Origin of the sequence: Pseudomonas fluorescens, from assembly GCF_001307275.1 — a bacterium.
Lineage (GTDB): Bacteria > Pseudomonadota > Gammaproteobacteria > Pseudomonadales > Pseudomonadaceae > Aquipseudomonas > Aquipseudomonas fluorescens_AA.
The window spans coordinates 4,595,770-4,609,547 of the sequence record NZ_CP012831.1 but is presented as its reverse complement, the minus strand read 5'-3'; the positions used below and the strand labels follow the sequence as shown (position 1 = coordinate 4,609,547).

The window sequence follows — 13,778 nt, the reverse complement described above, 5'->3', positions numbered from 1 at the left end:
TAACTGTTTTTAAAGGATAAATATCACAAATACGAATTTGTCGTTTTGGACAACCAGCCGCCATCCTCGGGCTCCAGAAAATTCAGTCTCGGCACCCCGTCATCGTATAACGCCTTGAAAATCGGCCAGATGCACCGTCACAATCGTCGTCACCGCCATGCCCCGCAGAGGATTCCCAGGAGATGTCGTCACCGAGCCGAGTCCCCACCTATGTCATGCAGCAACGCAGCGAATTGACGGACTTCTACATCCGCGACAAAAAGGGCCGGCGCGCCGAAACCAGCCCGCATCGCCATGAGTACTTCCAGATCCAGATCAACCTCGGTGGTGACACCGTGCAACACATTGGCAACGTCGAGCGTCCGTTTCCACGCAACACCCTGGCCTTCATCCTGCCCCACCGCGTGCATGTGATTCCGCACCCGGCGGACAGCAACTTCATGGTGATCAACTTTTCCCAGACGTTCCTGTTGCCACATTTGCAGTGCGACCCGATGGACCTGGAAGAAGTCTCGATTCTGCTGGCGCCGGAACTCTCGCCGTTTCGTTTCCAGGAGCACCTGGACTTCATTCTCGGCGACGACGATTTCGCCAAGGTATGCGCGTTGATCACGCAAATGCGCGCACTGGACGAGCATCGACAATTCGGCACCCGCGAGATGCTCAAGGGCTTGTTACTGCAACTGATCGGCAGCGTCTGCGCCTTGTACGCCGAGCCGCTCAAGCGCTTGGCCGAAGAAAACGCCGCCGAAGTCAGCCGACGCGATGCGCTGGGCCGAATGTCCGAATACCTGCGCAAGAACATCGCCGACCCGGACCTCAACCTGATCAAAGTGGCGGCGGCGACCTACCTGTCGCCGACCTACCTGACCCACTGGCTGCGCAAGGAAATCGGCAAGACCTTTACCGAACTGGTGCTCGAACGTCGAATGCATGCGGCGCGCAATTACTTGCTCAATGGCACACGGCCTGTGGGCGAAGTGGCGAGGTTGTGCGGGTTTGCCGACGAGGCTTATTTTTCCAGGCGTTTTCGCCAGATACATGGACAGCCGCCAGGGCAGTTCAGGCGCCAGCAGTTGAATCCGGACAGTCCGCAGTTGCCGTTGAATACATAAGCCGACAATCGCGAATACGGCTCACCGCAGGATCAACACCGCCGCCACCGCAATCACCGCCACCACGCCAAAGACCATTCGCGCGATCCACGGCGCGGTGAGCCAGACGCCGGTCACCCCGGCAATCTGCCCCACGTTCTTCTCGGTCAGACGGAAACTCGGCTCCCGGAAAGGATTGCCGCAATGTGGGCAGGCGTAGGCCTTGTCGGAGACTCGGGAAGCGCATTCAGGGCAATCGATCAGACTCATTGTGCGACCTCAGGGAGAGACGAACTTGGGGTACTGACAAAGACCACGCATTTCCGGTTTTTGTTCTGAATCGAGTAAACCTTTTGGAGAGCACGCTATGGAAAAGCGAACTGCTTCACAGCCAACAAGATAGCCCAGCCACTACTGCGGGGGTTTTACGCGCCGGATAAGATCGTTCAGCACGTAGGTGTCCAGAAAGGCTGTGACTTCAATGATCTGACCATTCTTGAGGGTCATGTGCCACAGGTAGGTGTTGTTGTAGGGTTTGTGATCAAGCGCCGTCGCTGTCCCTTCCCACAGAACAACCACGACATCATTCTGAGCAACGATGCTCTGCACCGAGGGGACGATCGGTGTTGCCAGTCTCGCGGTAATCGGCCGCACGACTTGGGCCAGCTCAGCCTTGCTGTTATAGACACCTGAAACAGGACTCGTCCCGGCCACGGTCCATTTCGCATTGGGCGCCAGCAGATCGAACACCGTGCCTTTGCCCTGCTGCCAGTTAGTGAACGCCTGGCGGACCAGAGTCGCATTCGCATGTTGGGTGTTTTCCGAAGCCCAGACGTTGTTCGTAAAAAATATTAAAGACAGTGCAAGAGCCTGGACGCGCCAAGCGAAATTCATCCATCTGGTCATGATGTTCTCTCACAGCAATGCAGTTGATAAGACGCTCTTCCAGGAGAACCTTAACGGCATGTGCCCAGAAACCTTTGCCTGATACTGCTGTGAAGTTGCCTGATGCTATTCAGTGGCGAGGCTGCACAAGCAGCCGCTCATCAAGCAATTTGCCGTGCCTTTCTACCTTCAGTCTTAGCGACCTTCTTGAACCTGTGCTCAAACTCCCCACACCGGGAAGCTATCGCACACCAGGGGAAATTTTTTCATTCCGAAAGAGAGGCTGATTTCCAGAATCGCCCGGCCAGCCAGCGACTGACACTCAAGACCCAGGCAAACAGAGCGATCAATCCGACACTAAGCAGCATCCCCTTCACGCCCGTGCTGCTGATGAGCTTTCCGGTGATAAAGGGAAACCCGAATACACCAATGAAGTAGGACAGGCTGAAAAGCGGCAGTGCTTGTGCGGTCAGTCCAAAACTCAGACTGGAAATTCGCACCTTTAGCGCTGACGGCGTATCACCTGGGTGCCATTGCCCCTATCGTCATTTTTCAGACAGCAGAAACCACAAAGCCCCTGGTTTTCTTGGAAAACCAGGGGCTTTGTGTGTATCGAATTTGGCGGTGAAGGAGAGATTCGAAAGCACCCGATCGGCAATTTCAGCGAGTGAGGGGCCGGTTTATAAGGGTTTCAGGTCGATAGTTTGCGCGCAAACGTTCCCATGGCAATCCCATGGAATCTGTGCGGCACCAGGAGGCACGGTTGCGTAATCGGACTATTGCGGTTTTGGGGAGTAGCGTCGGCAGTGGGTAACTTTGGTAACTCACCCCGTGGATTTGCCTGCAAAGCCTGGTCCCGTTGGGGGACGTAGGCTCGATACAAGGTGATTTTCTTGTAATGTAAAAGAAAGGTAATTACTTTTAGAAAAGCAATCTTTAATTTAAATAATTCATTATAAATCAACAGGTTAAATCAATAGTATTTTTCCATCACTCTAAATTTCTTTCTGAAGTAATTCATCGAAACCAATCAATGCGGAGCGTTCAGCGTTGCTACGGTGTCTGGATTCGCGCATTACTTTTTTCCGACTGCGCTCCTGTGATCCGGAGCCCTGGGAAGATCTGCACCAAGCGAACGAATCGCGCTGTCGTGAACATATCAGATCTACCTACCCTTCGCAGGGATTCGCAGGCTCTATACTCCCCACATTCCACCAGCCGAATGCTCAGCCACACTTGTGCTAAGCAAGGCACAGCCATGAAGAAAAAAAGACCTATTTAGCCCGCAGGCGTGGTGGGGGGATGACCGCCCGCGCCAGGGCAACAACTCCTCAGAATACCTAATTCCGGAAAATTTACGGGCAAAAAAACCCGTCGTCGAAATTCTTTCCCCCCTTCAACGCTTATCAATTTAAAGGCGATTGCCTACATTAAATTTTCGCCCACTCGTCGGAAAATTTTAAAAAACAGAATTTGGTCGACGCCCCAGTCATTGAGCTCACCACCTCGCAACGGTTGAGCCAGAGCCTTTCACACGGCATCGCCTCCAATAGAAATGGTGAAACTCCAGTCGTATTGCAACGCCTCCATTAGAGACTGTAAGGTGTAGCCTTACACACTACGACATAGTGAGACCTAAGATGGATAAGCAAACCGCCCCCTTGCATCCCGGATCTTGGGTCCGTGAAAACATCCTCAACCCCCGCAAACTCACCGTGACCGAAGCGGCGAAGCTAATCGGCATAAGCCGCCCTGGAGTTTCGAACTTTCTTAATGAAAAAGTATCGGCTACCCCTGATATGGCCGCACGACTGGAGCGAGCTTTTGGCGTGTCAGCTATCGATATTCTCGATCTTCAGAACTCCTTCGATTCACATATCGGAAGAGCTGGCAGTGCCGCCGCAAGTGCGCGTGCCTATGTGACGCCGTTTTTGGGAATTCAAGCTAATGACATCGTTAGCTGGTTCTCGACCACAATACTGGCACGCACCCGTCTGTCAGTCCTGCTTCGTATTCTCGTCAATTCGACAGGCCAGAATCTGGAGAGGGTAGACTTTCCCGGGCATGACGACGCGGAGCGCCCCGGCTGGGACGGTTATATTGAAACCTTTTCAGGAACACCATGGATTCCTTCCGGAGCATCGGGCTGGGAGTTCGGGGTCAACGCTGACATCAAAGGAAAAGCCGACGGCGATTTCGCGAAAAGCGTCAAGGCCGTAAAGAAAGTAGAACGAGAAAACATCACGTTCGTGTTTGTTACACCTCGGCGCTGGTCCGGAAAAGCTGCGTGGATCAGTGCTATGAAGGCAAAAAAGCTTTGGAAGGATGTACGAGCCTACGACGTTAGTGATCTCGAACAGTGGATGGAAACATCCATTGCAGCACAGACATGGTTTGCAAACCAAACTGCACGCCCATCAAGCGGAGTGCGAACTCTTGAAAAGTGCTGGAGTGACTGGGCAAATATTGCGGAGCCCCCTCTTCATCCGTCGCTCTTCAGCACGGCGAACGATGTTTGGCGCAGCCGAATTAAGTCGTTCTTATCAAAGGATAACTCAGAGCCACTCATTATCACGGCAGACTCAATAGAAGAAGCCGTTGCATTCCTGAGCCAGATATTCAGCGAACCAGAGCTGAGCGAGCATAAGGACCGGGTACTCGTGTTCGACGAAGCTGGCGTCCTCCCCCAACTCGCCCAGAGTGCAACTAATTTCATCGCAGTAGCACACACGCGGGATGTTGAGCGGGAGTTTGGAGCCTATAGTGGGTCGTTGCGCACAGTAGTAATTTACCCGCGTAATGCTGCGAATGCCAATCCTACGATCGTTTTAGAGCCCCTCAGCTACGAGCTTTTCAACAAGGCGCTTGAGGCGATGGGTAAATCTCGCGACGAGATAACCAGGCTAGCCAATGACTCAGGGCGTTCGCTCACCGTGCTACGGCGTAGGCTCTCGACGATCCCGGCGATCCGAACGCCAGAATGGGCAGCCAATAACCAAGCCTCCTCAAATCTTGTCCCATTCGTGCTTTTAGGTACGTGGGATACACGAAATGAGGCAGACCAGAAAGCTCTTTCTTTACTCGCCGGTGACCTTTCCTTTGATGCGCTAGAGAGGCGAGTACAAGAACTGCTGCAGTTGAACGATTCGCCTGTATGGTCGCTCGGAAACTATCGCGGAGTGATCTCCAAGATTGATTCTTTATTTGCTATTGCAGGCGCCTTCACCCAAGGAGACCTAAACCATTTCTTTGACATCGCAAAGACGGTTCTAGGCGAGGACGACCCTGCTCTTGATCTTCCGGAAAAAGATCGGTGGGCTGCGGCTGTCCATGGCAAGAAGCGAGAGTTTTCTTCGGCGCTTCGCGAAGGCATTTCAGAAACGTTGGTTTTGCTTGCAGTCCACGGAAAGCATCTCTTCGGGAAGCGTCTCGGCTTTGATGGTGAATTTGCCGCTGCCAATTTAGTGCGAGAGCTTCTCGAACCGCTTGAGACCAGAAAGTTGGAAGCTAACGACCGTGACCTTCCTCTTTATGCTGAAGCGGCCCCAAAAGAATTCTTAAGCATCCTGGAGCGCGACCTCAGGCTAGAGACACCATGCTCTCTGGGGCTTCTACGGCCAGTGCCCACAGGACTTCTTGGCTCACCTAAACGCACGGGCCTTCTCTGGGCACTTGAGGGGTTAGCGTGGAATCCCTCTACTTTCCCTCGGGTCGTCAAAATTTTAGGGCGGCTCTCCGAAGTTAAAATTGACGATAACTGGGGGAATAAACCGATTGTCTCATTAGGCTCGATCTTCAGAGCATGGATGCCGCAGACGGCTGCTGACCACAACGCACGATTGAAAGCCATTCGGATGTTGTTGGATAAGCATCAAGCGGTAGGCTGGAAAATTTGCTTGCAACAGTTTGGTGACTTTGGCAGCCGCGTCGGAGATTACACGCATAAGCCTAAATGGAGGCCAGACGGATACGGCTACGGTGAGCCTTTCAGCACATGGGAACCCATCAATATCTTTGTCCGCGAGATGGTCCAAATGGCCCTGACCATGCCTCTCTATACAGCTGATATGATTTGCGATCTCATTGCGAGGCTCCACGCACTATCGGTCGAGGATCAAGAGAGCGTCTGGAAGATCATCGACGAATGGCGTAAGGCCGGAGCGAGTGACACCGACATCGCCCGCGTACGCGATAAAATACGCGTAACCGTGCTCTCACGACGAGCTCGAAAGAAAGTAGGCGAAGGTGGACAAGCCATACTCTCGAAAACCGCTAAGGCTGTTTACGCTTCGATGGAGCCGACCGATGTCGTGAACAAGTACGAATGGCTATTCCGTCAGGGATGGGTCGAGGAGTCGGCAGATGAACTCTCAGATATAGAACTCGACTTTCAGGCGAGAGAACGCCGGATCGAAAAGCTCCGATCCGAGGCCCTGACTGAGATCATCGCAAACAATGGTCTGCAAGGAGTTTTCAACCTTGCTATGAAGGGACACTCACAACGACAAATCGGCTGGTATCTAGCGCGTGGAATCCTGAATGCAGACCAGCTTGAAGACCTTATACTCCAGTGCCTGACCAACACCGAGGGTAGTGAGAACGCTCGCCGAAGCAGCATAGCAACTGGCGCTTTGGGCGCACTCGATGTAGAGCAACACAAAGCACTCTTTTTGAGTCTACGCAATAAGCTGTCTGAACAAGAAGCGCTTATTATACTAATTTCTTCACCTTATCGTAAAGCGACTTGGACACTCGTAGATTTGCTATCAACTGAAGCGCGCTCTAACTACTGGAGAGATGTCACGCCGGAGTACATTTGTAATGCAGCAGACCAGAACAACGAAAGTGTCTGGCGCCTACTTGACGCAAAACGACCACGCGCTGCCTTTTCGGCAGTTCATTTCAAACTTGATGAGGTGCGGCCCGAGCTTCTTGTTGAGATGCTTTCAGAAATACAAGAACAAGACAGTAAAGATAAAGAAGGCGAATATCAGCTTCACGCTTATGACATTCAACAAGCCTTCAAGCTACTAAATCAGAATCCTGACGTACCGTTCGAAGATAAGGCAAGATTGGAGTTTGCTTACATTGATGTACTGGCCCGCTCCCTGCGTGGTGGTGATGGACACCAGATCCCAAACCTCGAACGCTATGTAGAAGATCACCCAGAAATGTTCGTTCAGGCGATCGTCTGGACGTACAAGCGCAAAACTCCTAGTGAAGACCCTCCAGAATTTCGCATTGGGGAAGGACACGAACACTTGGCAATCAGGGGTTATCACCTGCTTGAGGCATTAGAACATCTACCCGGACAGAATGAGGCTACCGAAGATTCGTTTCGTAAGAGGTTGGCCGAATGGGTCTCTATCGTCCGTAGGCTTTGCTCCGAACTCGACCGCGCGGCCATCGGCGATATTTGCCTCGGTAAGCTATTGGCTAGCGCCTCGGAAGGTAAAGATGGGGTGTGGCCCAACGAGGCCGTTCGTGATGTGATGGAGGACTTAGAATCCGAGGAAATATCGCGCGGCGCTCATACAGGACTTTACAACGCCCGTGGTGCACACTTTCGCGGCGAAGGCGGAGCTCAGGAGAGAGAGCTCGCAGCCAAATATCGCAGATGGGCAGAGGCTCTAGAATTTTCCCATCCGTTTGTTTCATCCTCTCTTCTGATGACCATGGTGGAGACCTATGAGTATGAGGCGGAAAAGCAAGATACAGAGGCAGGTATCCGGCGCCGTCTTCGACATTAAGGCGATCTTCAATATATTGAATTTACTGGCATCGCTCTAAGATGACGCCTGCATTCGGCCAGAAGCTCACCCGGGATCCGTTTCTGGCCGATTCCCCCCCTGCCAAGACCGGCAACAATCAGCCCAGCGGCTTTGCATTTTTGTGATCGCATGGGCTAAGACGCCACAGTTTCAGCTCATAGCTTGCAATGCGTATCAAGCCCTCAGTAACGTGCTCGCTTGCACAAACACTAGACCTTGTCAGAAAATTTTCTTCCAAACAGATTGAAAATGATGGGTAATTTTTCTGATGATTGTGTTTTGATAGCTACCCCCATAGTCCACACCAATGGTAAAAAATGCTCGAACACCTGCAGGCCCTTCCTGGTTCTCTGTTCATTGTGCTTACCACAATAGTGGGATTTCACGCAGCCATAGCCATCTTCGAAGAGACGATCTCAGAAACGACTCGCGCAAAGATAGGGCATCATTTATTGGTGGGGGATTTTCGGAAAGGGACACGCAAGGTTTTAGAAATATATTTGAGCTTGAACAACACGCTATTTGGCAAACAAATTCTCTCCCTTCGCTCCTTCGGCGTCAGCGTGATTCTGACTTCTATTTGGGGGGCATGCTTTATGCTTAACTATGGATACACCTTCCCAGAATTTAAAAATGCGCTCTACATGATAGCGCAAACGCCGAACCTGAGAAGCCTTGCGACTCTAGCATTTTTCGTGGTTTTACTCATTGATTTCCTATCGATTAGTATAACGAGAAAAATCTATAGGACGACCGTAGCGAAAGGGAAAAAGTCTTTTCTCTTGGCGGCCATTGCGGATCTAAGTTGCTCAATTTCGCTGTATTACATCGGCATTTCAATATTCAAATTTTCTCTTTCAGATCAGTTTTTCTTGAGCCTAGCTGACTCGTTGAGGATTTGGTTTAGTCCCACTGAGATGACAATGGGCGTACAGGTCGTCAAAGATTTTGATTTTTCGTCAGGGCATTATACGGACGCTAATACGTTTGAGTTCGACACACCATTAGAAACAATGGTCACCTATCTATTTCCTGAAGGTGTCTTTTTCATCTCCAGCCTTATGACCTCTATCTGGCTTTGGATGTATCTGCTGGCCTACACCGCTGCCTGGTTGATGGTTAGGATCAATAAGTTCAAGAAAGTCGTACTCCCCCACTTAAACATTGACAAGAAGCCGCTAACCACATTAACCGGGGTTGCCACGGCCATTCTGATGCTATGCATGATTGGAAGTGCATTACTGAAACTAAAATAGAGGCATCTCCCAACACTCCTTAACAAAATCTTATTATTTCATCCCCTAACCATTCGTTCCCCTGCATCATTCTTGATTGAATTGGTGCTAACTCGTTTGAAACCCATATATCAGTCGCCTCTCTAAGTGACCCGAATCCCCCAGCGTTTTGCGGCACTATCCCCATCAACTGTGGTGGAATCCGCAGACTTGCCAGCACATCATCACGGGTCTGATTTTTGATCGAATTGAATTCGTCTTTGGCCGCTACCTCGCTGACAGGGATTAGCTGAATCCCATCCTTCTTGCCAGTCGGCGAATAGACAAACAGGTTCCGAAAATTCCCCGGCCCCTTGGACTCCTTCAGCGCTTTGCGCAAAGCGTCGATATCCGCCTCGGTCTGGGCTGCATCGGTCATGTACAAGATGAAACCGGCGTGACTACCATTCTCGTAATACTTGCGCCGGAACAACGTCGCCGACTCGTTCAACAGCGCCGACTGCAAAGCACTGACCCACTCCGGCAACCCATAAATCTCCTGGTGCAAATCCGCCTCGCGCAAGTGGAAGATGCTGCCAGGCTCAAACGCATGCTCATTCTTCCACCCCTGCACCTGGTAAAACTGCCCCTCCGGCCCAACCCGCATGTACTTCGCCAACGACGGCACCAGTTGCCGCGTGCTGCCTAGCACCGAACGACGTTTCTCCAGATACCCATTGCCCAGGCAAAGGAAGTCCAGGGCGAACTGTTCAAAAGCTGCCCGAGACAGCATCGGATGCGGGATAAACGTTTTACTCAACAGGTTGCGCTTGAACATCAACCCCGAATGCAGATGCACGCTCGCACCCACCGACCGGGCCAGGCCGTTGAGCGACAGCGGCGGCTCATACCACCGCCCGTTGAACCAACACTCCAGGTAATCGAACACCTCTCGCTCACCCAGCACCGGCGTCGGCTCTCCGAAGCTAAACACCTGGGTACCCGCACTCGCGACATCGAGGGCGGCGGGCAAAAGTTCCTGGCTGGCAAGTTGTTCGGTCATCAGTAAATCTCCATCCGCCCGGTATTGGCAGCGGTCTGCCCTTCGAGCGGTTCGTTCTGCAATGCGTGGAAGAGCGCCCAGGCCAGGTCGGCGTGGCCGGTGTTGTCGTTGCGGCCGGCGGTGTAGGTGAACTGGCGACCGCCTGCGGTGATGGTTTTGCGAATCGCCATGAGCGACTGGGCCATGTCGGTCCAGCCGGCGTCGAACTCCAGCCGCCCCTTGTGGATCACGTCGTAGGCCTTGAGCACCAGGCGGGTTTTCACCTCAGGCGAGTAGCTGAAGGTGGTCACCGCCGGGAAGAACTGGCGCACCAGCTGAGCCACGCCGCTACCCAGGCCGGTGACGTCGATGCCGATATAGGTCACCCAGTAGCGGTCGCACACGCCCTTGATGGCGGCGGCCTGGGCGGCGAAGTCCATGCCGCGAAACTGGTGGCGCTCGAGCACGCGGAACTTGCCGCCCGGCACCATTGGTGGTGCGACCACCACCAGGCCGGAACAGTCGCCCGTCTCGGCCGGGTCGTACCCGACCCACACCTGACGGTCGCCGAACGGGCGCATGGCGAACGGCTTGTAGTCCTCGGCCCACTCCACCCAGCTATCGACCATGCAGGACTGCAACACCGACAGCGGGAAGGTGCTCGCGCCGTCATCGACGAACTCGCACATCAGCAGATTGGCGAACGCCTCGGGGCTGTACTCCCGGCGCAGCTCTTCGATGTCGAACAGGTCGCAGCCGCCCCGCTCCGCGTCGAGGATGGTGACAATCTGGCGCCACAGCCGGTCCTCGCAGAACCGCCCCTGCTGGAGCGCGCCATGGGTCACATCAACCTTGGTGTGCTGCGCGGCCGGCTTGCCCTTGTTGAAGCGCTCACCCGTCCAGAAGGTGTACGCCTCGTGGACCATACTCGAAGGGGTCGAGAAATAGGTTTTGCGCCACTTCTTGTGCATCGCCATGCCCGAGGCGACCTTGTTCAACTCCTCGAACTTGAACGTCCAGAAGAACTCATCGAAGTAGAAATTGCCGTGGTAGCCCTGGGCGGTGCGGGCGTTGGTCCCGAGGAAAAACAGCTCGGCGCCGTTGGGCAATACAATCGGGTCACCGGTCAGCTCGACGCCGATGACCTCCCGGGCGAAGGCCTGAATGTAGCCACGGAACAGGTAGGCTTGGTTCTTCGAGGCCGACAGAAAAATCTGGTTGCGACCGGTGTCCAGGGCGTCGATGAACGCCTCGCGGGCGAAGTAGTACGTGGCACCGATCTGCCGGCTCTTGAGGATGACGCGGGTGCGTTGGTTGCCGGCCCGGTACCAGTCTTTCTGGTAATCGAAACAGCCGTCGATGAAGGCCTCGCGCAGCAGCTCGATCTGATCTTCGCTGATGTCGTTTTTCGGGGATTTTTTCTTCGGCCCCTCGTTGCGCTTGGCGAGGTTCGGGTTAAGGTCGGTTTCGGTACCGCCGCCCTGGAAGCGCTGAATACGGGCCTGGCGTTCAAGCTGGCGGTGCAGCAGGTCGATCTCCTTGAAATCGCCGCCCGTCTTATTGTCCTTGAGGATCAACTGCACCAAGCGCGCTTCCAGGGCGCCGCCGATGCGCTCGACGTTGTCAGCCCGGTCCCACTTGTCGCGGGCCTTCCAGCTGTGTAGCGTTTTCTCCTTCTCGCCCGTCGCTTCGGCGATCTCGCAGACGCGCCAACCCATCCAGTACAGGAACTTGGATTGGCGTCGGGGATCGATGGGCAGCAAGGCGGTCGTCATGCCGAGATGCTGCCGCCTACAGCGGCGACTCAATAGCGCCGTCCCTTGTACCCTCCCCGGCTACAGCCCCACCCCGTTGCCGCCGCTCGCGCCCATGCTGACCATGCCCCTCATTGCAACGCACTGAGAATCCCCGGCATGAAGAAGTACCGCAGCAACTGGTTCCGCGTCGCCATCGAAGGCGCCACCTCGGACAAGCGCACCATCAAACGCAGTTGGCTGGAACAGGCCGCCAAGAACTTCAACCCGTCCACCTACGGCGCCCGTATCTGGCTGGAACATTTCCGTAGCCTGCTGCCCGACAGCCCCTTCAAGGCCTACGGCGACGTACTGGCAGTAAAAGCCGAAGAGGTGGACGTCAACGGCCAAAAGAAGTTGGCTCTGTTCGCGAAGGTCGAACCTACCAACGACCTGATCGCCATGAACAAGGCCAAGCAGAAGATCTACACCTCCATCGAAATCGACGAGAGCTTTGCCGACACAGGTGAGGCCTACATTGTCGGCCTCGCTGTGACCGATTCACCCGCCAGCCTGGGCACCGACGTCCTGGCGTTCTCAGCGCAGAAACCCGAATCCAGCCCCTTCCAGGATCGTCACTATTCGGAAACCTCCATGTTCACCGAAGCGGTCGAGACCGAGCTGAAATTTGAAGAGTTCGAAGAGAAGCCGAGCATTGGCGCCCAGCTCTTCACCAAGGTGCAAACCCTCTTGACCGGCAAACAGGCCAAGGACGACAGCGAGTTCACCCAGATAGGCGAAGCAGTCGAAGCCATCGCCGAACACGTCAAGGATTTGCCCGACCAACTGGCCGCCGAGAAGCAGTTCTCCAAGGGGCTACAAACCCGACTCGATCAGGTCAGCACCGAACTGACCGAGCTGAAAAACCAGCTCTCCACCACACAGGACCCCAACCAGAAAACGCGCCCGCAGGTCTCCGGCGGCGGTAACCAGGTCATGACCGACTGCTGACTCATCAAGGACGATCAACATGCGTAACGACACCCGAGTACTGTTCAACGCCTACCTGCAGCAACTGGCGCAACTGCATGGTGTGGCTGACGTCACCACCAAATTCACCGCAGACCCGAGCGTTGCCCAGACGCTGGAAACCCGCATCCAAGAATCCAGCGCCTTTCTCAGCGCCATCAACATTTACGGCGTTTCGGAACAGTCGGGGGAGAAGATCGGGATCAGCATCGACGGCACCATTGCCAGCACCACCGACACCACTGTCAAAGACCGTGAACCACGCGATCCGAGCGGCCTGGACGACCGCGGGTACAACTGCACCCAAACCAACTTCGACACTGGTATTCGCTACCAGAAGCTGGACCAGTGGGCCAAGTTCAAAGACTTCCAAGCGCGCATTCGCGACGCCATCATCAAGGCCCAGGCCCTCAACCGAATCATGATCGGTTGGAACGGTATCAGCCGCGCCGCGACATCCAATCCAACCATCAACAAACTGCTGCAAGACGTGAACATCGGCTGGCTGCAAAAGATGCGGGAGGAAAACCCTGCCCGGGTCATGACCGAAGTGAAAGACGGCAGCGGTAAAATCGAAATCGGTGCCAACAAGGACTTCGCAAACATCGACGCCCTGGTCGTCAGCATGGTCAACGAGTTCATCGAACCCTGGTATCAGGAAGACACCGAGCTAGTGGTGATTTGTGGTCGCCAACTGCTGGCCGACAAGTACTTCCCCATCATCAACACTGTGCAGGCACCAACTGAAGTGTTGGCTGCCGACATCGTCACCAGTCAAAAGCGCCTTGGCAACCTGCCGGCCGTGCGCGTACCACACTTCCCGGCCAGCGGCCTGATGGTCACTCGCCTCGACAACCTGTCGCTGTACTGGCAGGAAGGCACCCGCCGCCGCACCGTCGTCGACAACGCCAAGCGCGACCGCATCGAAAACTTCGAGTCGGTCAACGAAAGCTACGTCATCGAAGACCTGGGCTGCGCCGCCCTGGCCGAAAACATCATCCTGAGCTGAG

General features: G+C 54.4%; 10 protein-coding genes. 5 read left to right on the top strand and 5 right to left on the bottom strand.

Annotated elements, in window-relative coordinates:
• The first annotated feature begins 182 nt into the window (after positions 1-182).
• Positions 183-1,115, top strand: a complete 933-nt coding sequence (locus tag AO356_RS20680; RefSeq protein WP_060741314.1) for a helix-turn-helix transcriptional regulator — start codon at positions 183-185, stop codon at positions 1,113-1,115.
• Positions 1,116-1,136: 21 nt separating this feature from the next.
• On the opposite strand, the gene AO356_RS20675 is transcribed toward AO356_RS20680, so the two are convergent.
• The 3 genes from AO356_RS20675 to AO356_RS31110 form a co-directional block, all read right to left on the bottom strand.
• A complete protein-coding gene (locus tag AO356_RS20675) occupies positions 1,137-1,364 on the bottom strand; it encodes a hypothetical protein (RefSeq protein ID WP_060741313.1) in 228 nt (75 codons plus the stop codon).
• 141 nt (positions 1,365-1,505) lie between these two features.
• A complete protein-coding gene (locus AO356_RS20670; protein WP_060741312.1) occupies positions 1,506-1,988 on the bottom strand; it encodes a nuclear transport factor 2 family protein in 483 nt (160 codons plus the stop codon).
• Positions 1,989-2,245: 257 nt separating this feature from the next.
• Positions 2,246-2,479 carry a hypothetical protein gene (locus AO356_RS31110; RefSeq protein ID WP_237140765.1) on the bottom strand — a complete coding sequence of 78 codons (234 nt, stop codon included), beginning with the start codon at positions 2,477-2,479 and terminating at the stop codon, positions 2,246-2,248.
• A gap of 1,140 nt (positions 2,480-3,619) precedes the next feature.
• On the opposite strand from AO356_RS31110, the gene AO356_RS20665 reads away from it, so the two are divergent.
• Both AO356_RS20665 and AO356_RS20660 read left to right on the top strand, forming a co-directional pair.
• Complete coding sequence (locus AO356_RS20665) at positions 3,620-7,729, top strand: HigA family addiction module antitoxin (RefSeq protein ID WP_203225757.1); 4,110 nt, start codon at positions 3,620-3,622, stop codon at positions 7,727-7,729.
• 338 nt (positions 7,730-8,067) lie between these two features.
• On the top strand, positions 8,068-9,006 hold the full coding sequence (locus AO356_RS20660) for a hypothetical protein (protein ID WP_060741311.1): 939 nt from the start codon (positions 8,068-8,070) through the stop codon (positions 9,004-9,006).
• 19 nt (positions 9,007-9,025) lie between these two features.
• Here the strand turns inward: AO356_RS20660 and AO356_RS20655 are convergent, their stop codons facing one another.
• Together AO356_RS20655 and AO356_RS20650 are read right to left on the bottom strand one after the other, a co-directional pair.
• A complete protein-coding gene (locus AO356_RS20655) occupies positions 9,026-10,027 on the bottom strand; it encodes a phage portal protein (protein WP_060741310.1) in 1,002 nt (333 codons plus the stop codon).
• On the bottom strand, positions 10,027-11,781 hold the full coding sequence (locus AO356_RS20650; protein ID WP_060741309.1) for a terminase ATPase subunit family protein: 1,755 nt from the start codon (positions 11,779-11,781) through the stop codon (positions 10,027-10,029). The genes AO356_RS20655 and AO356_RS20650 overlap by 1 nt, the downstream gene beginning before the upstream one ends.
• Before the next feature lie 138 nt (positions 11,782-11,919).
• Between AO356_RS20650 and AO356_RS20645 the strand changes: the two genes are divergently transcribed.
• Positions 11,920-12,750, top strand: a complete 831-nt coding sequence (locus AO356_RS20645) for a GPO family capsid scaffolding protein (RefSeq protein ID WP_060741308.1) — start codon at positions 11,920-11,922, stop codon at positions 12,748-12,750.
• A gap of 19 nt (positions 12,751-12,769) precedes the next feature.
• Entirely contained in the window at positions 12,770-13,777 is a 1,008-nt protein-coding gene (locus AO356_RS20640) for a phage major capsid protein, P2 family (RefSeq protein WP_060741307.1), read from the top strand.
• Position 13,778 lies beyond the last annotated feature (1 nt).

Excerpts from the sequence above, each read along its gene's own strand:
- AO356_RS20680 (WP_060741314.1), top strand. The coding sequence starts at position 183 with ATGTCGTCACCGAGCCGAGTCCCCACCTATGTCATGCAGCAACGCAGC.
- AO356_RS20675 (WP_060741313.1), bottom strand. The coding sequence starts at position 1,364 with ATGAGTCTGATCGATTGCCCTGAATGCGCTTCCCGAGTCTCCGACAAG.
- AO356_RS20670 (WP_060741312.1), bottom strand. The coding sequence starts at position 1,988 with ATGAATTTCGCTTGGCGCGTCCAGGCTCTTGCACTGTCTTTAATATTT.
- AO356_RS20665 (WP_203225757.1), top strand. The coding sequence starts at position 3,620 with ATGGATAAGCAAACCGCCCCCTTGCATCCCGGATCTTGGGTCCGTGAA.
- AO356_RS20660 (WP_060741311.1), top strand. The coding sequence starts at position 8,068 with ATGCTCGAACACCTGCAGGCCCTTCCTGGTTCTCTGTTCATTGTGCTT.
- AO356_RS20655 (WP_060741310.1), bottom strand. The coding sequence starts at position 10,027 with ATGACCGAACAACTTGCCAGCCAGGAACTTTTGCCCGCCGCCCTCGAT.
- AO356_RS20650 (WP_060741309.1), bottom strand. The coding sequence starts at position 11,781 with ATGACGACCGCCTTGCTGCCCATCGATCCCCGACGCCAATCCAAGTTC.
- AO356_RS20645 (WP_060741308.1), top strand. The coding sequence starts at position 11,920 with ATGAAGAAGTACCGCAGCAACTGGTTCCGCGTCGCCATCGAAGGCGCC.
- AO356_RS20640 (WP_060741307.1), top strand. The coding sequence starts at position 12,770 with ATGCGTAACGACACCCGAGTACTGTTCAACGCCTACCTGCAGCAACTG.